This is a genomic window from Ruegeria sp. YKSD163, from assembly GCF_059612905.1.
On sequence record NZ_JBXWRM010000002.1, the window covers coordinates 1 to 23,471 of the forward strand.

The 23,471-nt window shown below is 61.1% G+C and carries 14 protein-coding genes and 1 pseudogene; 6 read left to right on the forward strand and 9 right to left on the reverse strand.

The window, feature by feature from the left end; all coding sequences use genetic code 11:
• A pseudogene (locus AC2FNA_RS02805) lies at nt 1–87 on the reverse strand (IS6 family transposase); the annotation flags it as partial.
• Here AC2FNA_RS02805 and AC2FNA_RS02810 point away from each other — a divergent pair.
• Nucleotides 86–805 carry a plasmid partitioning protein RepB C-terminal domain-containing protein gene (locus AC2FNA_RS02810; RefSeq protein ID WP_496824319.1) on the forward strand — a complete coding sequence of 240 codons (720 nt, stop codon included), beginning with the start codon at nt 86–88 and terminating at the stop codon, nt 803–805. The pseudogene AC2FNA_RS02805 and the gene AC2FNA_RS02810 sit on opposite strands and share 2 nt — an antisense overlap.
• Before the next feature lie 286 nt (nt 806–1,091).
• Here the strand turns inward: AC2FNA_RS02810 and AC2FNA_RS02815 are convergent, their stop codons facing one another.
• Both AC2FNA_RS02815 and AC2FNA_RS02820 read right to left on the reverse strand, forming a co-directional pair.
• The gene (locus tag AC2FNA_RS02815; protein ID WP_496824321.1) at nt 1,092–4,064 is read right to left on the reverse strand and encodes an SNF2-related protein; all 2,973 of its coding nucleotides are present in this window, start codon (nt 4,062–4,064) and stop codon (nt 1,092–1,094) included.
• Complete coding sequence (locus AC2FNA_RS02820; RefSeq protein WP_496824323.1) at nt 4,064–7,036, reverse strand: hypothetical protein; 2,973 nt, start codon at nt 7,034–7,036, stop codon at nt 4,064–4,066. Before AC2FNA_RS02820 ends, AC2FNA_RS02815 begins: the two co-directional genes overlap by 1 nt.
• A gap of 294 nt (nt 7,037–7,330) precedes the next feature.
• On the opposite strand from AC2FNA_RS02820, the gene AC2FNA_RS02825 reads away from it, so the two are divergent.
• The 4 genes from AC2FNA_RS02825 to AC2FNA_RS02840 are packed head-to-tail and all read left to right on the forward strand — an operon-like array spanning nt 7,331 to nt 16,225.
• Nucleotides 7,331–9,541, forward strand: a complete 2,211-nt coding sequence (locus AC2FNA_RS02825; RefSeq protein ID WP_496824325.1) for a UvrD-helicase domain-containing protein — start codon at nt 7,331–7,333, stop codon at nt 9,539–9,541.
• Between the two features lie 29 nt (nt 9,542–9,570).
• Nucleotides 9,571–12,729, forward strand: coding sequence for a helicase-related protein (locus tag AC2FNA_RS02830; RefSeq protein ID WP_496824327.1), 3,159 nt, complete (start codon nt 9,571–9,573; stop codon nt 12,727–12,729).
• Entirely contained in the window at nt 12,726–14,546 is a 1,821-nt protein-coding gene (gene drmB / locus AC2FNA_RS02835; RefSeq protein ID WP_496824329.1) for a DrmB family protein, read from the forward strand. The genes AC2FNA_RS02830 and drmB overlap by 4 nt, the downstream gene beginning before the upstream one ends.
• A 2-nt stretch (nt 14,547–14,548) precedes the next feature.
• On the forward strand, nt 14,549–16,225 hold the full coding sequence (locus tag AC2FNA_RS02840) for an NERD domain-containing protein (RefSeq protein WP_496824330.1): 1,677 nt from the start codon (nt 14,549–14,551) through the stop codon (nt 16,223–16,225).
• Between the two features lie 78 nt (nt 16,226–16,303).
• Here the strand turns inward: AC2FNA_RS02840 and AC2FNA_RS02845 are convergent, their stop codons facing one another.
• Nucleotides 16,304–17,866 (reverse strand): DNA cytosine methyltransferase, encoded by a 1,563-nt coding sequence (locus tag AC2FNA_RS02845; protein ID WP_496824332.1) that lies wholly within the window; start codon nt 17,864–17,866, stop codon nt 16,304–16,306.
• A 68-nt stretch (nt 17,867–17,934) separates the two neighbouring features.
• Here AC2FNA_RS02845 and AC2FNA_RS02850 point away from each other — a divergent pair, with 68 nt between their 5' ends.
• Nucleotides 17,935–18,399, forward strand: coding sequence for a very short patch repair endonuclease (locus tag AC2FNA_RS02850; protein WP_496824333.1), 465 nt, complete (start codon nt 17,935–17,937; stop codon nt 18,397–18,399).
• On the opposite strand, the gene AC2FNA_RS02855 is transcribed toward AC2FNA_RS02850, so the two are convergent.
• From AC2FNA_RS02855 to AC2FNA_RS02875, 5 genes are read right to left on the reverse strand one after another with little or no spacing between them, the layout of a single operon-like run.
• Nucleotides 18,360–20,336, reverse strand: a complete 1,977-nt coding sequence (locus tag AC2FNA_RS02855; RefSeq protein WP_496824335.1) for a toprim domain-containing protein — start codon at nt 20,334–20,336, stop codon at nt 18,360–18,362. The two genes, AC2FNA_RS02850 and AC2FNA_RS02855, sit on opposite strands and share 40 nt — an antisense overlap.
• A gap of 8 nt (nt 20,337–20,344) precedes the next feature.
• Nucleotides 20,345–21,664, reverse strand: a complete 1,320-nt coding sequence (locus AC2FNA_RS02860) for an ATP-dependent DNA helicase (RefSeq protein WP_496824337.1) — start codon at nt 21,662–21,664, stop codon at nt 20,345–20,347.
• On the reverse strand, nt 21,661–22,410 hold the full coding sequence (locus AC2FNA_RS02865; protein WP_496824339.1) for a hypothetical protein: 750 nt from the start codon (nt 22,408–22,410) through the stop codon (nt 21,661–21,663). The genes AC2FNA_RS02860 and AC2FNA_RS02865 overlap by 4 nt, the downstream gene beginning before the upstream one ends.
• Nucleotides 22,407–23,258, reverse strand: coding sequence for a hypothetical protein (locus tag AC2FNA_RS02870; RefSeq protein ID WP_496824341.1), 852 nt, complete (start codon nt 23,256–23,258; stop codon nt 22,407–22,409). Before AC2FNA_RS02870 ends, AC2FNA_RS02865 begins: the two co-directional genes overlap by 4 nt.
• The gene (locus AC2FNA_RS02875; protein WP_299365204.1) at nt 23,255–23,470 is read right to left on the reverse strand and encodes a hypothetical protein; all 216 of its coding nucleotides are present in this window, start codon (nt 23,468–23,470) and stop codon (nt 23,255–23,257) included. The genes AC2FNA_RS02870 and AC2FNA_RS02875 overlap by 4 nt, the downstream gene beginning before the upstream one ends.
• Nucleotide 23,471: the final 1 nt, after the last annotated feature.

Genomic DNA, 23,471 nt, shown 5'->3' on the forward strand with positions numbered 1-23,471 from the left:
AAGCGGAAACCTGATGTACAGCATAACTGCCAGGCGGATGATCTCCGGACTGGTCTTGAAATAGCGAAACGGGGATCTCGTAGCCATGCTGCAAGGCTACGAAACCGCCCTGCCCGGCTCAAGCTGGTTTCCTTTGACAGCACCCGCGGGCAAGAGCGAGGTGGAATGCCTCGTTTCCACCGACGACGAGGCCTTCACCTACAATAGACAGGTCAGCCGCCTCGCCCCGATCCAGGAACACAAGATGATCCGCAAGGCGATCGAGCGCGGCGTTCCCGAAGAGAAGATCGCGCTCGCGCTCGACCTCAACATGAGCAGCATACGACGCAAGGCGCGCCTACTGGACGGCATCTGCGAAGAAGCTGTCGCGATCCTGAAAGACAAGCCCTGCACGAATGCCGTGTTCGATGCGCTTCGCAAGATGAAGACCATGCGCCAGATCGAGGCGGCTGAACTGCTGGTCAACGCGAACAACTACTCCGTCGCCTACGTGAACGCGATCCTTGCGGGAACGCCACAGGCCCAACTGGTCGAGTCCTCCAAGCCGAAGAAGGTCAAGGGGATCACGCCCGAGGCGATGGCGCGCATGGAACAGGAACTGGCCCGCCTGCAGGAGGGGATCGCCTCGATCCAGGACACCTACGGCCAGGACCACCTGCATCTGACCGTGATCAAGGGCTATGTCGGCAAGCTGCTCGGGAACGCCCGAGTCGTACGCTACCTGGCGCAGAACCATCCCGAGTTCCTCGGCGAGTTTCAGACCATCACCGAGATCACGCCGGCCGAGGCCGCCGAGGCCGAGTAGCCGTTCGCGGCGAATAAAGGGGACCCGGACCCGATAAGCGCGGGGACCGCGGGAGACGCCGGACTGTGGGCCGGATCGAGCGCGGCGGTGGGGATGGCGGCGAACCCGCTCGGAGCCCACCAGGCCGGCTCGAGTTTTCGCCGGCTGCGCGGCCGCGCGTCATGTGGCTGCGGTCAATTCGGGGCGTGTCGGAAACAGGGCTACTCCGGCACGCCCATTTACTGCGTTTCGGGTGCGTTTTCCCAGTCAGCCAGCCGAAAAGAAGTGTTCCGCCATTGGTTAACCTTCACTCGTCGGTGATGAGCGCCAAGAGAACCGAACAAGGTTGGACCCCGCTCATGATGAGTTGCCCGGCTGCAATTTCCTGGATGAAGGTCTTCGCTTCCGAAAAGTTCAGACGGGCCATGGCCAGCGATCTTTCCAATGCTGCCACCTGACCTTGCCAAAGCTCGACTGGACCTGCTTCAGGGGGTGAAGCCTTGCGACGCTGCAAGGCCAGTTCTCTGTTCATGATTTCGGCCTGAAAATAGGTGCTTACTTGCAGCGCGAAGCCTGCAAGTTCTTGTCGAACAGTATTCAAGACCGACGCCTTGTGCCGCTCCAACTTTGAGTTGATCGCAGCCATCTGTCGAGACCGGATCAGGTTCATAACCTCTTGCTTTTCGAGAGGTACAAGCGGAGTCCTACCCTTGGCCAACGCTTTGTTGGTTGATGGGGGCATTGGCTCAAGGCACAGGTCCAAGTCATCTTCTGCCAAGTCTTGCCAATTGTCGCGCGCCTTCCACGAGCCAACACGAATGAGCTCAGCTGGTGCTGCGATCCTCACCTTGCGCTGGAGAGCGCGAAAAAGGGATTGGAGCGCATTTCGGTCTGCGGTGAGTGCTCGCCTCTGCACATCAGTCGGCGCGGATTCAAGCATCTCCTTTGCGTTTGGCGTCCACAGCGATGGAAGCAGTGTATCCGGAAACGGGTCCACCAGTGCTGCCGAAATTAGCACAAGTGGACCAATCCCTCTTGCTGGGTGACCTTCTGGCAACCTGACGCTTGCCTGTACAACCGGCTTTGCCGTCCCAAAATCCTTGAGACAAGCTGAAATGTACCCGGCAACCATGGCGTCGTGAAGCTCGGCCCCGTGGTCGAAAAAGCGGAGTGGGCGTCCCGATTTTTCACCTTCTATGGAACGCTCTCCATCGTCCGTAAAGACACTCTTCCGAGGCGGTGCAGCGATGTGCGATCGCCGATAGATGAAGGGGACGTGACCAGACATCCAGGTTTCGCGGGAAACGCCAGGGAGTGCGAAAGGGCTGTCGCCGGCGCGCCCTCGTTCCCCGACACCATGATACCAGAGAGTATTGAACCCGTAGCCGTCGACCTTGTCACGTCGGAAACCGATGTCGAAGTCGCCGGAAGCCGTGATTGTCTTCAGCCAAGCACCAATTGATCGCTCCTCTCGCCGAACTGGCGTTTCTTTCTGGCTCGCGAGTTCGGAAAGCATGGCCGGTTCCGGACAGGCTTTCTCACTCCAAAGTTCGAATTCAGCCGCCGCTTGTCGCGGTGAATGAGGATCTGCGTCCTTGAAACGAGAATTCATGCCTGTGCCGTTTCCAGAGAGTGGACCGACGGAAGGAGCCGCCTTTCGCCTGATGGCAGCACGTCCGAGCACTGTCTGCAGCTCAGCCAGTTCAGAGGGTGAAAGCGGTGGCAGCGGACTGTCGAACACGCCCAGCGCTGCCACCGTGTCGGCGATTGCCGCTTCTTGAGAACCTTCAATCAGGATGCGCCAGATGTCGATGATGCGCCTTGATCGTTTGCGATCGCCAGCGGGGCCAAGACGATCGACACGACCGATCAGCTGGTCTATGCCGTCGATTTCCCACGGAAGGGAAAAGAAAATTATCCCTTGCGCTACGTGATGGAGGTTCAGCCCAGCCTGGACCCAGTCGCCTACAAGCAGAAGTCGGTTCTCGCGGGACAACAAGGGTGCAAGTGTTTCCTGGATTTCGCGAAGGTTGGTCACCCCTTCCACTTCGGTAGCTGCGGGGCGCCGCAGCACTGAGATTCCATCTGCAAGGAAAGGGAAGTATCTTGGAAGTGCCGCACGCAGCATGTCGATGGTTGGATTGTCTCCGCAGACAATGATGAATGCGCGATCCTCATCGTGACACCATTGCTCCGAGAGGATGTCGAGCAAGGCTTCCAGTCTGCTATCGCCCGGATCTTCAAGAGACTTGACGCGAGCAGCTTCTGCCATCTGAGCTAGGGCACCTCCCCGTGTTGCAAGTTCCGTGAGTACCGTTCTTGCAGCTCTTGCGCTCCGTTGAAGGGCTCGCGCAGCTGTCCAGGCGGGACCCTGGATGCCTTCGGCGGGGTCCGCGCCCTCAAGGACCATCGCAGCTATCTCATGCCGCATTCGTTCGGACTCAAGGGGTTGCAGCCGAACTTCGTGATTGCGTCGTTGCGGCAAATACTCATTCCATTCGGATCGACCGTTCCTAATGATCCGACGTGACGCTCCCGACTGCAGGAACGCTCGGGTCCAGTCGTCTGGACCATCCGATCCGTTCAGAGATGCAATCGCTGCTTCCTCACGGTCTTGCAGCATATCGGCTACACTGCGACCTTCCATCCTGGCAAGTGCAGCAGCCTCCGGCTCAATCATCCGCAAGATCGGTTCGCGCCAGGCAGGATCGCCGAGTCTCGGAGTCGCGGATAGAACAAGAACTTGCCGGAACTCGTCCGCTGCTTGCGATATGGCCTGAATCGCGTCTCGCGGCATCGTTTGGGGCTCGTCAACGATCAAGAGATCGAACACAGCAGGATCCGCGCTTATTGTTCGCGTGCCCTGTCCAGGACGTGTCATCAGATCGCGCGGGCGCGCCAGCGTGACTGGCGACAGTTCGTCGTGAGTGCCATCTCCGATCGAACCGGCGATAGCAGGCATCACGTGGCCTCGGATCCAGCATTCCTCCTGCCACTGCGCCAACAGATTGTCTGGTGCAATCACGAGGGATCGGTGTGCCGTATCTTGCCAGCGCAGGGCATTCACGATCATCAATGCCTGCACTGTCTTGCCGAGTCCCACCTCGTCCGAAATCAAGTGACGAATGTGGGCGTCTCCAAGGACCCGGCGCACAGTTGCAATCTGGTAGGGCAAGGGATCAGCGGCGACCCCGAGGGCGCCACCCAGACCAATATCGAGAGCGGAAACCCTTCGCCGCAACGCCTGAACGCAATTCACGAATCTTAGGTAGTGGTCCATCAGATGGCACTCTCGATCGGCAGGTCTCCAAGCGCGAGTTTGCGTCGAAGCGCAACGTAGCGAACGGCTCTACTGGTTCGGACATCCGAAAGCCCCTTTGCCACGAACTCTCGCCAACCTTCGGTTTCCACCATGGCCTTAGGCGAAAGCCATAGCTGCAACATGGTTCGGATTTCAGAACGTCCGAGCCAACGGAGCCCGGGTCGTCTGGAGGCGTCAACATGGGTAGAGTCAAGAAGATCGACCAGGTCGTCCTCCGTAAGCTCGCCATAAAAGGGCTTGATAAGTGCCGACCACCTCGCCTCCGGCAGAATGAACGGGCGGAACATCGGAAGCAGCGGGATTTCGCGCGAGCGTTCCAGCGCATCGCGCCACGAGTCTGCGGGACGGGCCATGTCCACGTCGTCGAAGGCTTCAATACCTTCCGCTTCCAATTTCTGTCTCAAGTCTTCATACGCATCGATCACCGCAAGATCGAGTTCTCCTGCCAGATCTTCAGTCCACTGCAACAGCGCTTCCGGAATGTCCGGTACAGCCTCTTGAAGGCGGACGACCAATCGCTCTCGCAGAAACTCCCGATCGCGGGCAGTCTCAATGTTCGGCAAGTCCTCGCCGGAGACCAAGCCAAGGGCGTCGGCACAACGAAGTAGCGCGCCATGCGGGGAAAGAATCGAAAGGTCGATACCTGCTTCCAACCTGCGCCATCTCGCTCCGCAAAGCTGTTCGATCAACGCGGCTTCAAGCTCCTCGACCACCGACCATCGTTGCCAGTTTCCGAGAAGGTCATTCGCTTCTGCAAGTTGCCACGCAACATTCGCGCGGGCCAATTCGATGATTCCAACGCCCTTCTCACTCGACGTCGGTTCCCGAAGTAATGCAGGAAGTGAAACTCTCCTGCGATCTCCCAGGCCAAGCCGAGTGGACTCCGATCCAGAAAGAATCAGGCCCGCCGTCAGCGCCTCGTGGTCGGCCGCATCCGGCAGTACCAGCCGGGTTTCTCCCGAGCTGCGGTCACCTTCTGCCCCGAGAAGAGGCGCAACGACCGTCGCAGTGATCGAAGGGATCGCTCCTGCGTCATCGCCGCTCCTTGTCCACTCGCGCGTTTCCCCGTCATAACGTATCTCGCGGCGTACCGGTGGAAGCGAAAACACCTTCTCCAGAAGACCCTCGGCTTCGACATGCAGTCGCAAGCCGTTTTCGTTTGCTCGCTGCCCAGCCAACTTTGTCTGGATTTCATGCAGCACCGGAGAACGTCCCGTTAACCTCGCCGGAAGGCGGTCGATCACACCTTGAGCCACGAGCGCCGGCTCGTTCGGGGAAACCACTCGAATGCGGATCGGAACAGCCTCAAGCGCAAGGGGAGCAGTCACTCTGATCTCAAGTCGGCCTGTCTCGAGATCGGAGGCATTTGCGTTGGCCGGCAACAATTTCACCATGGCCGGTTCTATGTCCGGCGGCTCCACTACTTCGAACTCCAGCCTGTCGAGTTCTCGACCCTCGGCCGGTTCGATCAGATGAAGACCAACGTCCGGTCTGATTGCCTTCCATTCGGTGCCGCCGATACTCAGAGGATCGCCTGAGGTCACCGCCCCATCTAGAAGGAATTCAGCGTCCGCCACGCCCCACTGCGATACCAGAACTGGAAAGTCATCAATGAACCTGCTTGAAGCCCCGGGCGCAGGCAATCCAGAAATCCGCAGAGTTGGAACGCGGTCCGCTATCACAAACCCGCGGCGACGCAAGAACTCGATATCCGAGGGGTTGGATGTTTCGAGGGTCCGCGTTTCGACGCTACCGTCCTCACCTGCATGAATGAGCTGCAGAATCCTGGAATCGGGTTGAAGCTTTTCGCCTGGAAAAACGGCGTTAGCTGCAAGGCCATTGGACTCGACAGCGAAATACTCCGGTTCAAGCGGCTGCAAACGTTCCAGAGTGGTCTTTGCAATGCCCTCATCAAGATCGACAGCGTCGCCGCGGCGCAACGGAGATATCGGGAAAGGAGCAATATTCTTTAGGACGATTTCACCACCGGCAAGGAATGCGCGAAGCGAGATCACATGAATCCCATCAACCGCCCGTATGCGGTCACCATGTATGCGCAAAGCGGCGATCACTTCATCTCGCAGCTGGGCCGGCAACGTTGGCCCACGAATGCCCAGATGTCTTGGCTCGCCGTCCCTCAGCGCAAGAACATAGCGGGATGCCGCAATCTGGGTTAGGCGTGCCGTTCTTCTTGCGACCGTCTTCCTTGCCTCGGTGATTGCTCGAAGCGCACCCCAATCCTTTCGGATATCCTGATCAACTCTCGCGAGAAGGCTCCCAGACAGCCAGCCTTCCGACTCGGGGTCAAGTAGCCTGCGCATGACCTCGAGGGCAACATCCCTTTGAAGGAGCCAGTTCTCGAAGCGACGACTTGCATGCCCCGCCGCAAGCGCTCTCAGGTAGTCGAGCAGCCGGTCCGTATCATCGGCTGAGACTCCTGCTCTGACAGCACGTCTGAGGGCGTCTGTAAGCTGGGGCTGAATCTCAAGAGGCACCACCGAGTTGCCGATAGGCCATGAGATATGAGGGAAATGGCGTTCCCAGGTGCTGTCTCCTGGTCGCGCGAGGCGAAACTTGTTGTGTCCGAGTTCGAACAGCCGAGACAGACCGGAACGGAATGCAGGCCCCGCATCTACCCCGAGTTCTTGAGCGAGTACCGGCCAGAAATCGGTTCCGGTGCCGCGGTATCGGTACCCCACCTCCGTTGCGATCACCAGCAACGGAAGATAGTTCCACGCCCACACTGCTCCCGCGAGTTGCGGATCCTCCTCAATCAGTCGCGAGACCGTCCTTCTCAGTGCTTCCAGCGCTGGCTCGTCAAGCCCGTGCTCGATAGCAAATACCGGCAGTTGGCCTCGTGTCTGAGCAAGGTCGACAAAGCGCTCGGCAAGTGCCCGATGTTGGTCGGTCAGCAAATTCGCACCATGCATCTTTCCATCCGGGTTCGTACAACATCGCGGAACACGATCACCGCAGAGACCGTCCGCGGAAACCATCTCAAGGTTGACTACTAACTATCTGAACGTCAATCATAATTGGGAGAGTGTTGAGAGAGGTGCCGTGTGACGTCTGAAACTGCGTTTGCGCCCGGCCGGTACGTGCCAGACGTACCGACCAACGGCAGCACAAGTGCGATCGCGGATCTGGTCCGGCGCATAGTCCATGCGCGCCGTGGCCTCAGCCGCGCCGAAGTTGTGAATTGGGTTTTGCAGTTCCTCGATGACATGGACCGCGTTGACGCCACCGTCCGGGTAGCCGGAGTGATCGACATGCTGTGCGAGTTGAGGGACATTGGCTACGGCACGATGCGCGACGAGCCAGTTCTGGTCAGCCTGCCGGAGCGTCGGGTTGCACTGCCTGACGGAACGATCGTAGCCCTCGGCGATCATGGTATCTCCGTCGGAACTGGCTCCGAAAAACTGTTTCCGGAAGTCACTGGAGGCGCGACCGAGAGTCTGGTCGAGGTTCTTGCGTCATTTGATGAACCCGTGTCGCTGATTGGCCACAAGGCAATTGAGCCCATCGGGCACCGGACTGGAAACGGCAAGATGCCTGCTGCACTGCGCAGGGCACTTTCGCTCTGCGGAACCTTCGATCCAGTCGAACAGAAATGGTCGATAAGTGAAGAGAACGCCTCCTTCCTGAATGAATGGTTCGGCCTCGCCCCCCTCGATTCTTCGGATCTGGACTCTGTGCCCGATGAGACCCAGCTTCGCGTGGCGAAGGCTCCTGCCGGACTGAGAATGGTGGTTGAGGCTGGCCCCGGGAGCGGCAAGACCCATGTGGCCTGTGAACGTGTTATCTCCCTGGTGGAGGCAGAGGGTCTCGCCCCTTCGCGTATACTGCTACTCAGCTTCACGCGTATCGCGGTCGCAGAGCTTCGAGACCGGATCGGTCGCCGCCTTGGTGAATTACCTAACGCCGCCGCGCTGCAGGTCAGGACATTCGACTCTTTCGCGGCGCGTCTGCTTGCAAATGCTGGTTTGAGTACTTCAGGCGGCCATGATGCCGGCATTCGGGCTGCGACAAGACTGATGCGATCGGACAACCCACTCGTTGCAGATGCACTTGGTCAGCTGGAACACGTAATCATTGATGAAGCGCAGGATCTCGTCGGCGACCGCAAGGAAATGTGCGAGGCGCTTCTTGCGTTGCTCGATCCCGCCTGCGGTGTAACCGTCTTCGGGGATTTTGCACAATCGATCTACGGCTACCAGCGCAGGGGCACTACAGGTTCCACATTGCTCGCAGAAATCGCGACGCGTGCCGATTTCACTTGCGATCAGCTTGTGCGCGACCACCGCACCCGGACGGAAGCCTTGAAGGAAATGTTCTCCTCAGTTCGCGAAACATTGAGAGGGGATCCGGTAGGTTCACGGGAGGGCTACTTTCATGTTCGCGAGCAGATCAGAAGTGCTGCGGTTGAAAATGACATCACGGGGTTTGCTTTCCATCCGTCTACAACAGGCGGCCTGATCCTGACACGAAGCCGTCGAGGCCTGTTCACGGCTGCCGAACAAATGCGCACTGCCGGCAGAAGCTTCCGGCTCCGTCTGCCCGACCGCCCACCAAGGATTGAGGCATGGATCGGCGCGCTTCTGGGGGGCCTTCCGGCCTCGACCCGTATGTCGCAGAATGACTTTCGTTCCCTCCATGAGTCACTGAGCCCGGCGCCATGGCGGAGCGTTGAGGATTGCTGGGAGATCCTGCTCGACCTGGATGCTTCGGGTCGAGACTTGATTTCTGTTGGCAACATCGCCGAAGGTCTGGAGGATCCCCCCCTCGAGCTCCTCAGCGACCATGAGGGAAGCTCGGGACCCTTGCTCTCGACGATCCATGCGATCAAGGGCAGAGAAGCCGAAAGGGTCATGCTCCTGCTCATGCGGGCACCGTACGGCGACCGCGTTAACTGGGCGGAGGAAGCCCGCACCTTGTATGTCGGAGCAACCCGCGCAAGCACGGAACTGCGGACAGGGTGGATCAGCCCAAGAAAATTCTACAAGATCGGGGACCCGGAGCGCTATTGGGCTGCGCATCCCGATCACAGGATGATCGAGATCGGACTTGAGGGAGATCTCGTCGACTGGGCCGAGTTCGTGCGTTCGGGCCATGTCGTCAATGAGGCGGAAGCAATCTCGTGCATTTGGCGTGCATCGATCAATGAACCGAGAGTGGCGGCCTATCCTGATAAAGACGGAAGTCTGGTTCTGAGGATCGGAGATCAGGACGGAGCTGCGATCGGGTGCCTGTCGCATGACTTCATCGACTTGATCCAGGCTCTACGAAAGGTCGATCGGGATTCCACGCTTCCAGAGGTCGTCGCGGGAATTTCTGTCGTTGGAGCGACTACAGTTGTTGTGTCCGGGCGGTCCGGAGAAGCCCCGAGCCTTGCGCTCATGCCACTGCTTGGCGGCTTTGGCAGCATTCCTCGCTGAGCGATAATTCTGGTGTCTGGAGAACGTAAATGATTGATGCGCGTGACACGCTCCTCGAACGGATGAAGGTCGATCTCATCGGCCCGGAGGAGCCGAATGAACTGATCTCGGATCGGCCGACTGATCGATATCTGACCGGAATCCTGTTCCCGCCTCGTACGACGATTTCGCCGGAAGACGACGACGAAGCGAGCGATGCTGACGATGCGGATGCGGTGGGAACCGCGCTGGATGGGGTCAAGGCAGCCTCAGCATTCCGACCAAGTTCGGCTGGTCTTTCCTTTGCCATCCGACCGAGCGGTTCGGCGCCCAGACTGCGGGTTCGGGTGGATGGGGCTCGTTACAGGCCCGAAAGCGCGGCCGATGATAGCGCCAGTTCATCCAGGAAGCGGGTGCAGAGCTGGCGGCGAGATCCTCAATTCGCCGAGGTTTCACTTGAACTCGCGGAACTGAGCGAGCAAGCGGCCCCCGTGATCAGCCTTGCGGGCAGCGGGCTTGCCGGAACGTCCTTGCACTGCCGCATCGCCCCTTGGGGTGACATTCTGCTCGTGACGCTTGCGGTGACAAACGACGCAAGGCCAACCGAAGCAAGAAGTCGCGCAGCCAACGAGGAAGCCGCGCTTTTTCAGTTTTCGCTGAGTGTAGAATGCGAAGCTGAATGCAAATTCGTTCCAAAGCCGGACAGGGCCGGATTGGCGAGCGACGAAGACGATGCCCTGGCGTCTGCCTTGCTGTATCGGGACGTCCAGCAATTCGCAGTGGGTCACACCTGTTCCGCGATGTGGGACGAGCCCGTTGATGGGACGGTATGTCAGGTGAGGACCAGCTGGTTTCCGGAAGCCACCGTCCATGTCGTCAGCGCAGAAGGCGATATCGAGTTTAGGCAGGGCGACGCTCGATTGCCGCTTGCGGCGTCATGGCTTGCATCCGAAGACGCCCCCAGTCTCGTCGCAGGGCTGAAATCGTTCGTTGCCGCCTACACAAAATGGGTTGCGAGGATGGAAGGTGCAGCGCTTGACATGCCGCAGGAGCACGTCAAGCAGGCGCAAGTGCATATGCGGCGCTGCAGAACTGCTGAACAACGGATGCGATCTGGTATTGCGCTCCTGGAGTCATCACCCGAGGTGCTGACCGCGTTCAGGCTCGCGAACACCGCTCTTGCGCTTCAGTACTCATGGCGCATCAATCCACAACCCCCCGAACTGATCTGGCGCCCGTTTCAGCTCGGTTTCGCGCTCCTGTGTCTGGAGTCGATTGCGAACCCCGATTCCTGCGATCGCGAGACTATGGATCTGCTTTGGTTTCCGACCGGTGGTGGAAAGACCGAGGCCTACCTTCTTCTGACAGCTTTCACGATCTTCCTGCGTCGTCTCCGCGCAGCGGGGAACCCGAGCGGCGCGGGCGTGACAACGTTCATGCGCTACACCCTCAGACTTCTGACCATCCAGCAGTTCGAGCGCGCAGCTGCTTTGATCTGTGCCTGCGAGATGGTCAGGCGCGGCAAGGTCGAACTGCGAAATGTCAACCTGCCTGCACACTTCGCTACGGATATGCCAATTTCCCTCGGACTTTGGGTCGGAGAAGGTGCCACACCAAACACGGTTTTGCAGGCGGAGCAGGTACTCGGTACGGAGGCGGAAAGCTCGCCGGCTCAGTTGCGCAGTTGCCCATGCTGTCGTGAAGTCCTCGACTGGAAGATCTCGTCGGACAAGAGCCGTGTGGAGGTACGCTGCCTGACGAAGTCATGTGACGTGGGGCAGGAATTGGCATTGCTCCCGATCTGGACCGTTGACGAGGATGTCTATCGAGAGCGGCCGACATTGTTGATCGCCACAGTCGACAAGTACGCGCAGATCACGAGAAATCAGAACACTGGTTGCCTTTTCGGCATCGGAACGGCGGCGGATTCCCCAGAGTTGGTGATCCAGGACGAACTGCATCTGATATCTGGCCCCTTGGGCAGCCTGGCTGGACTATATGAGACCGCGATCGATGAATTGTGTCGCTCAGGTGCGGGCATAAGGGCAAAGATCATCGGGTCAACGGCAACAATCCGCAGAGCAGAAGACCAGATAAAGGCCCTGTTTGACCGCAGATCCTTTCAGTTTCCCCCGCCTGGGCTCGATCACACCAATTCTGGTTTTGCGATCGAAAATCGTGACGTGCCGGGCCGTCGCTATGTTGGCATCTCGACGGTCGGTCGCTCGGCCAAATTCACTCAACAGGCTGTCGCGGCATCTTTGCTTCAGGCGGCTACCGACGCCACGTTACCGGAAGACAGACGCGACGGATACTGGACCCTCGTCAATTACTTTAATTCGCTCAGGGAGCTGGGTGGCGCACTCGTTCTAATGCGTGACGACGTTGCGCGCAGTATCCAGGATTACGCCGCACGCAGACCGGGTGAGGCCGAACGCGACGCGGGGATGCAGATCGAACTCACCAGCCGCGTCCGTTCCAGCGACATTCCGAAATACCTCAAGGATCTGGAGCGTAACTGGAGCGATCCCGACCACGTCGATATCGTTCTGGCGAGCAACATGATCTCGGTGGGGATGGATGTTTCTCGTCTGGGCCTGATGGTAGTAAATGGTCAGCCAAAAACGATTGCCGAGTACATTCAGGCCACTAGCCGGGTTGGCAGAAGCCAGCAGGCGCCCGGACTTGTGATCACCTTGTTCAATGCTGCCAAGTCCCGCGATCGCAGCCGGTACGAGACCTTTGCCAGTTGGCATCGCAGTCTATACCGTGATGTAGAAGCTACGAGCGTAACGCCCTTCGCCCCGCGAGCGCGCGACCGAGCACTTCATGCTCCATATGTCGCAATGGTGCGCCATCTGGTTGACGGAATGGAGAATCCGGGTGCGATCGAACACCATCAAAAAGAAGCAGAAACACTTCTGGAAACCGTAATCGCCCGCATCGAGCGGATTGATCCGGTGGAGGCAGATGCTGCGCGTGCGCAACTCAACTCGTTCCTTGACGACTGGTTCGACCGGCACGGCCTGAAGGACTATTGGCAAGACTACGGAGAAGCTCTTCTGACTTCGGCAGAAGCAGCAGCGGAGCGTGGAAACAAGGCGCGCTTTGCTGGGCAGAAGCCTACTCCGAACTCACTGCGTTCCGTTGAGGCTTCGGCATCGTATGTTCTTTTGGAAGGTGGATCGGACAGGGGGGCCGTACAATGAAATCAATCGGCAAAATTCGCCGGAGTCAGGTTCTGACAGGCAATGGCCCCGGCGCGATCATCGACTTCAGGGGCGAGAACGGCGCTCCTGTCTCCGTGGTTTCGGCTGGCCTTGAGGCCTGGGATCAACTGGCAATCAAGAAGGGGCTTCTGAACGATCAAAGAATTCATCATGAGCCACTCCAGGCGAGGCTCCAGGTGAACGGGTTCAGGTTACCTCCTGTCGGAGATGAAAAAGTCGGAAGGGAAAAGCGACCACGCCTCTTGCCCGCCTACAGGTTCCCGGATTGGCATGTCTGTCCGAAATGCAACCTCCTGCAGCGTAGCCGCTTCTGGAGTTCCGAGATCGGGAAACCCGAGCTGTGGTGCACTTCCTGCAGTTCCGGGCGAGGCAAGCGCATCAAGAAGGTATATGCAGTACCTGTCCGATTCATCGTGACGTGCCCGGCTGGCCATCTTCAGGACTTTCCCTGGATGTCATGGCCGAAGCATGCAGACTCCTGCTCCCGAAAGAAGCCTCTCAAGCTCATAGGGGAAGGCGCCGGGTTGAAGGGGCTCAAGGTGCATTGCACCGAATGCAAGTCCGAACGCGACCTCGATGGTGCTTTGTCCCCTGGCGCGATGGGCAAGATATCATGCGACGGCAGGTCACCGTGGCTCAGGAAGCAGCCAGAACCCTGCAACCATCAGCCAGTTGGGATTCAGCGTGGTGCATCGAACGCATATTTCCCCGTAATTGAGTCCGCGCTTGACGTTCCGCCATTCGGTGGTTCCTTCCGGGATATGCTGGAGGATTTCTGGCCGGACATCATTGCGCTGGACGACAGGGCGCAGCTTCCCGACTTCGTACGGAAGCGAATCCTTCCCTTGTGGCCTGAGCCTGACACGAAGCCGGAAGATCTGACTGCACGAATCCTGACCCTGCTGACAATGCTCGACAATAAGACCGGTGACCTGCGTCCCAACGAGCACCTGATGCTTTGCTCGGGCGGCCCGGACGGAGAAGAGTTCCCGGAGTTCCAGATCTCGCCTCAGGTGATCCCGAGCGATCTGAAGGGCGTCCTGGACCGTGTAGTCTCTGTCGAGAGGTTGCGCGAAGTGCGAGCTCTCAAGGCATTCACTCGTCTCAGCCCGGTGGAGGCCGCCGACAACAGCGCTTTCGTGGCTCCACTGTCCGAGAAGAAGTTGAACTGGCTTCCGGCAATCGAGGTCCGCGGGGAAGGCATATTCATCAACTTCGACGAGACAGCCGTACGTTCCTGGGAGAACGACCCGAACGTAGTCGACAGGGCTGCAAAAGCGCATCAGGCCGCCGAGCGTGCGTGGCAAGACCACAATGGCAGCGATCGCCCTTTTCCCATGACAATCTCGGCGAGGTTGCTCCTGATACACACAACCGCCCACGCACTGTCGGAGCGCCTGTCACTCGACAGCGGGTACTCGACTGCATCCATCCGAGAGAGGCTGTACGTCTCGCCAGGTCCCGGCGGAATGTGCGGATTTCTTCTCTACACATCCGCACCGGACTCCGATGGAACACTGGGCGGATTGTCACGAAAGGGACGCACCAGCGAGATTGGCCCGATCCTGCTCGCCGCACTGCGGGATTTGGAGTGGTGCTCGTCGGATCCGCTATGCAGCAGCGGCATCCTCTCTCTCTCAGAAGGATCTGGATCCTCGGCCTGTCACTGCTGCACCTTCCTTCCAGAAACCTCGTGCGAGCATTTCAACCGCCACCTTGATCGCGGCATGCTGGTCGGAACACCGGCGAACCCTGAACTTGGTTTCTTCCGCAAGCTTCTGGATGGAAGGTCCTGAAGATGGCCCGCATGTATCCAAGGGAATTGCCGCGTCATGTTCTTGAAAATCCGAAACTGTCTTCGGAGGTCCGCGTCTACGAACGCATAAGGGACAAACTGCCAGGAGACTACAACTGCTACTATTCGCGCTCATGGCATGAAGCAGATCGCGACGGTGCCGAGTTCGACGGAGAAGCGGATTTCATAGTCGCGCATGCGGAGCACGGGTTGCTGTTTATCGAGGTAAAGGGCGGGAGGGTGAGCTGCCGCGAAGCCGACGGACAGTGGATCAGTGAGGACCGTGACGGGTTCAAGTTCCGGATCAAGAATCCTTTGTCACAGGCACGTAGAAGCAAGCACCATTTCCTGAAGCGCCTCAATGCAAGTCGGGCGCTGAGCGGTCGTTTTGTCAGAGCACGCCACGGCGCCATCCTTCCAGGCAGTGCCCGACCTAGACGAGCGCTGGCACCAGATGCGCCGCTCGAGATCATCGCGTTCGGGGACGACATGGAAACCCTTGATCGCTGGATTGTCCGTCGGATGACGGAAGGCGACGTCCATCGCGAAAGCGCTTTGGGATTGGATGGCCTGAGAGCGCTGGAAGAGCTTCTTGCCAGCCATTTCGAACTCAGGGCCCACATCGGACTAAGCCTCGCCGACGATGCCAGAACCATCGAGCGACTGACGAGCGAACAGGCGTGGATCCTCGACTCGTTCGCGGATAACAAGGAAATGGCGATTTCGGGCGGTGCAGGCAGTGGCAAGACAGTACTGGCCCTCGAAAAGGGCATAAGATCAGCTGCCGAAGGCCGCCGGACACTTCTGACTTGCTATAACGCGCCACTTGCGAGCCACCTTCGCTCGGTTTGTCAGGGTCATGATGGGCTTATTGTGGCAAGCTTCCATTCTCTTTGCAGAACACTTGCTCAGAGGGCGGGGGTAGAACTACCCTCGGATGATGATGAACTCTTGTTCGACCATCTTCTTCCCGAGGCACTTGTCGAAGCTATCAGCAAGCAGCCTGACCTCAGCTTTGATACGGTCATCGTCGATGAGGGACAGGACTTTCAGGATTCGTGGCTGCATGCCTTGCGCCTCACTATCAGGGACCCTGAAACCGGAGGCTTCTACGTTTTCTACGACGACAATCAGCGGCTGTATTCTCCTGAGAATAGTTTCATCGATGCGCTCCCCGCGTCGTCCATCGCTCTGACAAGAAATCTTCGGAACACGCGACGCATTCATGCCTTGATGGCGAAGTGGTATCATGGGCGGCGAAGCATTCCGGCGGGCCCGGAAGGTGAGCCGATTGGAACCATCGCGTGTCGCACCGTCGAATTGGCTCCTTCGCGCCTGAACGAACGGATTGCACAATTGCTGCGTTCCAATCAGGTCGCGCCAGGGCAAATTGCTGTTCTCTCGGGTACTGGTGATGCCTTGGCTGCTTTTTCCGAAAAGATCGCCGGCACGCCGACCTGTCGTGCTGATGATGTCCGGCCTGACCACATCGTTCTTGACACGGTCCGACGTTTCAAGGGGCTGTCACGTCCTTGCGTCTTCCTTGTCGGAATCGAAGGTCTGACGGACCCGGAATTGATCTACGTTGCAACCAGCCGCGCAAATGTTTTTCTGGAGCTTGTCGGAACTGCTGAGGACATCACCCGCCTCAAGCAGGAGGCTGAGGCATCTGGATCGTAGGGGAGTTTAGAAACAGCTTGGCTTGCTCCGGCGTCGACGCAATCTCTATATGCAGCACAGGGATCGAAACAGCTCATTTCATTGATGAATGCCATCTATTGAACTGCTGCCTGTAATGCCGTTCAAGACGACTTGTGCGATCTGTCGTGCCAGGAAGGGTGGCACGGCATTCCCTACCTGAACGTACTGTTGTGTTCGATTGCCGAGGAATAGGTAATCATCCGGGAATGTCTGCAAGCGCGCGGCCTCGCGTACAGTCAAGCTTCGGCACTGCATCGGATCCGGGTGGATAAAGTAATGGCCGTCCTTGGAAATGTGGCTCGTAACCGTCGTTGCTGCTTGACCTGCCAGCTGAACCCGGAAACGGTCATTGAAGACGCCACTGTGCCAGTTGCGATGATCAGGGCTTAGCGCGAACGGGAAGTCTGTGGCCTTCGGGCTGTAACCTCGGACGGACCCGAACACCGAGGCGAAAAGGTAACGGCCGAGATCCGACGCCATATGCCCCCGTGTCTCGTGCTGCGCTATCGCGCCAAGTTCCGGACGTTCGAGCCAGGCCAGCAGTTCATCGTTAGAACTGCCGTAGCTCTCGGGAAGACGTGTCTCCTGCCGACTGTCGGGGCCTTCCCCCTCAATGCGCCTTGCGACCGAACTGAAAGCCTCGCAAAGTTGTTCGCTTTCCTTGCTTCGATGGATGCGCGCCAGCAGTTTCGCGGCATCGATGACCTCGCGCTTCCAGTCCGCCGTACTGTCTTTCCCGCGGCTGATGCCGCTGCGCAAGGAAGGCATCGTTCCTATCGCGTCAGTGACCGTTCGCGCCGGTCTGGAGACAGCGATGCTGGCAGCTGCTGCCTTGCTCGCCAGATCAGAACGGATGCCGATGATGATTACCCGGTGACGCCGTTGCGGAACCCCGAATTCTTCGGCCCGAACTATGAAGTCTGACGGTCGCGTAGCGTCCTGCAGTCTGGCTTGACCATCTTCGACACGGATGGCCCGCAGTTCGTACTGATGGCCATGGCCGGTACCGAGCGATGAGAGATCCTCCATCAGCATCTCGAACACGAGACGGCTCTCCACTGTCGAAGAGAGCATACCCTTGACGTTCTCCATCACGAAGGCGGCCGGCCGAAGTTTGTCGAGCACCCTGATGTACTCGCGGAAAAGATAGTGCCGTTCATCCTCTTCCGGCACATAGCCGACCTTGCCCCTCGACCGGGCGCGTCCCACGAGGGAATAGGCCTGACACGGCGGGCCCCCAATCAGGATCGTGTCGTCGTACTTGTTCTTCAGCGTTTCGATGGCGGCATCGATCGTTGTTGCTGCCGCCTCAGTGCCCAGTTCGAGCGCGCGCGCCTCTTCGACTGCGTGCTGCCACGCCGATTCATCTATTTCTGACCAGTCCGGTTCGGGCAAATCCCCGGCGTGGAAATCGATGAACTGTTTCGGCAGGGCTCCGTTGCGCGCCCGGCACTCGCGCAAGAACGCGCGCAGCGTCAGTGTCTGGTGGGCCGACGCCTCCTTCTCGACGGAGATGCCGATCCGGAATGGCGTCGTGCCGTCACAGACAAGTGAAGCGAACCCCTCGCCAAGTCCGCCAGGTCCGGCGAACAGATCAACAATGCCGAAAGTGGAAGGCAAATCAGGCTCCTGACGAACTCCATTCAGCCGGTGTATACTAGGTTCAGAGGCGAAAACCAGGACGCATTGTGACTGATATCGTGGATCAGCAGACCCGGTCCCGCATGATGGCAGGGATCAGGGGAAAGGACACGAAGCCCGAGCTAGCGCTAAGGCGGGCGTTGCACGCGCGTGGTTTCCGATTCCGGCTCCATTCGAAGGCGGTCCACGGTCGACCGGACCTCGTTCTGCCAAAGTATCGCGCCGTCGTCTTCGTGCATGGCTGTTTCTGGCATCGCCACGAGGGCTGCCGCTACACCACCACACCATCGACCCGCGAAGAGTTCTGGCAGGCCAAGTTCACTGCGAATGTGGCTAGGGACGCAGCTGTTCGCGGGAAGCTTCTGAAAGCAGGGTGGCGCGTTGCGACGGTCTGGGAATGCGGGCTCCGGAAGCCTGATCAGGTTGCCGCTTCGGTCAATCTCTTGGCGGCATGGCTGGTTTCTGATGCCGATCAGATCGAAATCGGCGCGAACAGTACGCAGGCGTTCTGACACATGCCTTCGTGCCTACGCATCGTCACCCGATCTTGCAGCCCCAAAAGGACGTCTGCTCTGCCGCGAAATACCCGTCCTGCGCGCGGAAGCTGCCCTGCAGCTCGACCGTGTCGCCGGCGGCCAGCACCACCATTGTCTGGAGCCAAAGCGCGGTCGCCTCGGAGACATGCGAACTGGTGACTTCGCCGCGTGATCCGCGGATCTCGGTCGTGCCATTCAGCAGGAGCCGCCCGCTCATGCGTGCCGAGGTGCTGGCGTTGACCTTGAAGAGCAACGTTGCGCCGAAGAGATAGGTGCCGTCTGCCGGTGCCACGAAGCGGTTGTTCGCGGCGTCGAACGTCCCCTGGTCGTTGTAATCGGTGTTGTTGATGCCGATTGTCGTCCAGCTGCAGCCATTCGGCGGTGCGGATGTCGTCGGCGTCCTCCCAGGGGCGCTGGAGCGATGCGGTGGCGCAATCCCACGGCAAAGGCTGGCGCACGACGATCTCCTGCCCGAATTCGTCGAAGGCGAGCACGCCCGCGAAGGCAGGATCTGAGGTCAGCGCGACGATGACATTGGCCTCGTTGCGCTCAGGCGCGCCGGCGAGATCGAGCCTGAGGCGCCTGAACCAGGCGGGCTTCGGGATAGGCGCGTTTGGGTCACCGGTGGCGTTCACGCGGCGGCGGAGCTCTGCCAGCTGCTGGGTCAGGACCGAGATGCCGATGCCGGTTGCGGACTTGATCCGCGCGATGACCTGCCGCTCGGGCAGCGGATCGAGCTTCGCCAGCGAGATGCGCCCGAGCAGCATGGACAGGGCTTCGAACTCGGGCGGATTGGTCAGCGCCTCGGCCACGGCGATCAGGGTCGCGGGATCGTCGGCGGATGCGACGATGGGGTTGGCCGCCTCTGGCTCGACCGGATCCGTGGCCTGCGGCTCCGCTGCAGTTTCCGTGTCGCGCGTGTAATCCTCGGCACGGGCGCAACGCTGCAGATCGTCGTTGAAATCGTCGCCGTGGAGCGGGGCGACGATCTCATTCGGGATGTTGGCGCGGTTCAGACGGTCCGAGAGCGTCGCTGCCGCCTGGCGGCCGGCGTCCCCGGCATCTGCGTAGATGGTGACGCGCCGGGTGCCCTCAGGCCACTGGAACCGCGCCAGACCGTCGGCCGACAGCGCCGCCCAGACCGACATGCCAAAGAGTGCGTGGGCGGCGAGCGCCGTCTCGATCCCCTCGGCGATGCCGATGTGGCCGTCCGCGGGCATCGGGAACAGCCGGACGACGGCATCCTTCACGCTGCCGAGCATCTTCTTGCCCGGAGGCGCCTTGGCGCTGCCGTCCTCGAGAAGGAAGGTGCGGTGTATGCCCGGCGCGCGATGCCCGTCCGGCAGCCGCAGGATCGCGATGAGGCCGGGCCAGCCACGGCAGCTGTCGAAGTCCGGAAGATCGGGGTGGAACAGCAGGTCGGGCGAGCCGGAATCCGACAACCCGCGGGCGCGGAGGTAGGTCTCGCCCGGCGTGCCCGCGAGCGGCACCGCCCCGCCGACAAGACGCGCGATCTCGGCCGAGTGGTCGGGACGTGTGCGCATGGGCGACTTCGGCGCGGGACGCGGCGCCGGATGGTCCATCCCCGCGAGCCGCGCTGCCTCGTCGAAGAGCGACCCGTCACAAAGACCGGTCGCCTGAGCGATCAGGTCGATGGGGCCGGCCCGCTCGCCGGTGGCATAGTCGAAGCCCCAGCCGGCATAGGGGCCGTCGAGATGGATGGTGCAGGAGCCTTCCTTCTGCGGCGGCCGCCCGGAAAGGTCTGCGCAGCGCAGGGAACGACGGTCCCGAGCCAGCCTGGCCTCGGGGAACAGCCCCGGCAGCCAGTCGGCGGCCGTGCAGGCGAGCCGCTCTTTCACCGCCGCGAGATCGTGCCGGGTCTTCGGGACCGCGATGTCGTTGAGGTCGATCATCGCACCCCTCAGGCCAGGAGGACGAGACCGCGCTCGGCCCGGGTGATGGCAGTGTAGAGCCAGCGGCGGCGGTCGATCTCGCTGCGGCCCAGCCCGTCGTCCCAGACGATCACGTTCTCCCACTGCGAGCCCTGCGCCTTGTGGGCGGTGATCGCCCAGCCGAAGGTCGCCTCGGTCAGCAGGCGCTTTTCCTTGTAGTCGCGGTCATGGCGCTTGTCGTCGTAGGCGACGTGGTCCTCGAAATGCCCCTTGTAGATGCGCAGCCGGCCCGGACGCCCGTCCTCATACGGCTCGCCGATGTGGCGCCCGTCCTCGTCATGGACGACGGCCGAGAAGTAGAGGCTGCCCTCGTCGACGATGTCCTCGAGCGTCACGAACATCCCGTTGATCAGCCCCAGATCGTTCTGGTTCTTCAGGCAGATGATCTTTTCGGCCGGTCCCGTGGGCAGCCAGGTCCCGCCGAGACCGGCCGCCGCGCGCATGGCATTGTTGATCTGCAGACGCGTGGCGTTCAGCCCGCAGATCAGCTGGCCGCCGCGCAGCGCCTGTTCCGGCGTGATGTCGCCCTTGCGGAGCTTGGCGACATGATCGTCGTAGACGCCGAAGCCGATGGGTTCCCCCATCCGCGCCATGGTTGCGAGGCGGATGATCGCGCTCTCGGCGGCCTGGCGGTGGATCTCGGTCAGCATCACGTCTGGCTCGTCGCGGGTGAAGGCGCCTTCGCCCCGGATCGGCGGCAACTGACCGGGATCTCCGAGGACGAGGATCGGCTTGCCGAAGCTCATCAGGTCGCGCGCCATCTCCTCGCCGACCATCGAGACCTCGTCCAGCACGATGAGCCGCGCGTCGGCGGCGTCGCTCTGCTGGTTCAGGGCAAAGCGCGGATGCTTCATCGCGGAAAGCCCCTGGCGCATCGCCTCGATCGCGGCATCGGCCGTGGTGCGCGCGAACCCGGTCAGACGGAGCGCGTCGCGTTCGGCCACCGCGATCTTCCGGGCGGCTTCCTCGATTTCCTCCTCGGTCGACTCGATCACCGAGTAGATCAGGCTGTGGATGGTGCGCGCAGGCGTGCCCTTGCGGCTCAGCACCAGCGCGGCCTTGCCGGTGAAGGTGGCGGTGACGACGCCGGGCACGCAGTGGCCGTCCTTCGCGCTGCGGTGTGGCGAGAGGCCGAGCTCGTCGAGCGCGAACTTCAGCACGGTGGTCTTGCCGGACCCGGCATAGCCGAACAGGCGGAACACCTGCTGCTGCTCCGTGCGGGTCTCGAACCACTCCTTGATCTCGCGGATCGCGGCGGCCTGCGGGGCGGATGGGGTGAACTCGGTCATGAATGGGGTGCCTCCACTACGTAATCCTTGACGATCCCGCCGCGGGTCGGATCGCCCACTTCGCACTGGCGGACGAAGATCCGGCGCCCGTCGGCGAGCTGCCGCCAGTGACCGCGGCGGATGTGCCAGCGCGGGCTGGCGTGACTGCCGCCCTGCTGCGGCGTCGCCGCGCGCAGGCGCTCCGGATCGATGGCGACCTGCCGCCAGACCCATCCGCGTACGCCCTCGCGGGACAGGCGGGACCGTTTCGCGAGCGACACCTTGCGGTCGCGGATTTCAGGTGAGGCGCCGAGGATGGTCAGCGCGCGCCAGACGATGCCGGCGGCGACTTCGCCGTGACCGCGGACCGTCTCGTCGCTCCGCTCGGCCGGGTTGCCCTCGATCTCCGCCTTGCCGCCCGGATGCATCCAGACCCGCACCAGGCAATCCGTCCAGCCGCGCGGCGCCCGCTTGCGCATGAGGAACGTGGCCTCGACGATGTCGCCGTCGGCGCGGGCGCAGACGATCAGGCCCGACGGAGACGCGCGCTGCTCGCGGACCTCGAAGATCACGGACGGATGCGGCAGCCGAAGCGGACCGGTAAAGACCCGAGTCATCGCGCGGTCGACGATATCGCCATCGAAGGCGGCCTGATCGTCGAAGAAGTAGATCGGCGCGAACTCCGGCGCTCCGAGCAGGTCGGAGCACCAGAACCGCTCGCGATGCGCCCGCACGATCCGCTTGAGCTCATAGGCGTCGGGGATCATGGCCGGGGCTCCGCCCGTTCACGGCTGAAACGCTCCACTGGAGCGTTTCCGGAACGCCGCTCACCCCAGCACCGGCCCGCCCATGCGCAGGGCGCGTGCCACTTGCCGGCCGCCATGCCGCCGCGGCACAGGACTGCGGTGGGCTCGGCGGCGGCGCGCGGCAGCCATTCCCCGGCCTCGGAGGCCCGCACGACGGCGACGGCGCGGTCCGACATTTCCTGCGCGAGATGCGCATCGAACGGCACGAGCTCGGCGTGCAATTCCATCGTGTCGCGGTTGAGCGCGGTGAAGAGCGCCGCGGCCGGCAGGTCCATATAGGCCTGATAGAGCGTGATCTGGGCGGCATAGACCGGCCGCGCGAGGCTGACGCCGCGCTTGACCACGTCCTTCCAGCTGGCCGCGCCGAGCGCCTTGTTCTCCCAGAGCGCGGGATAGTCCATCGCGACCGGGCCCGACACCAAGCAGCCGTCGATATGGCCCTTGAAGCGCCCGCCGAGGGCCTCAAACCCGAACTGGCGGCCGTCGGGGCGCTCGGTCCGCAGGTCGAACCCGGCGATCCGGAACCAGCCCGCAACGATGTCCTCGGCCCGGTGGCCCGCCTCGAAGATGCGCAGCGTGCGCGGCGCGAACTCCTGGCCCTCGTCTTTCGGCACCGCGAGGAAGTCGTACTGGATCTGGCGCAGGCAGTCGCGGCCGAGACCCGAGGAGCTGACGTAGGTGCGCGGACGCTCGGCGCGGTGGCGCGCGGACAGCGCCGTGTCGATGGCGGCGGACACGGCTTGCGCGATGGGCGGGCGCGGCGCGCCTGCGTCATAGAGGAAGCCCGAGCCATGGTTCAGGTCGATCATCGCTCGCGCTCCCAGAACCCGCCAGCCTGCGCGATGCAGGTCAGCTTGTGGAACTGCGCGTCCGTCAGCCGGGCGCTCTCGCCGAACCGCGCCAGCTTCTCGCGGAGGCTGTCGCAGAACTCGATCTCGAAGTCGGTGACGGCGTTCTCGGTGGCCGCCTCGAGCAAAGGCTTCCAGCTGCAGGACGCGGTGTCGTCGTTCAGGTCGATCATC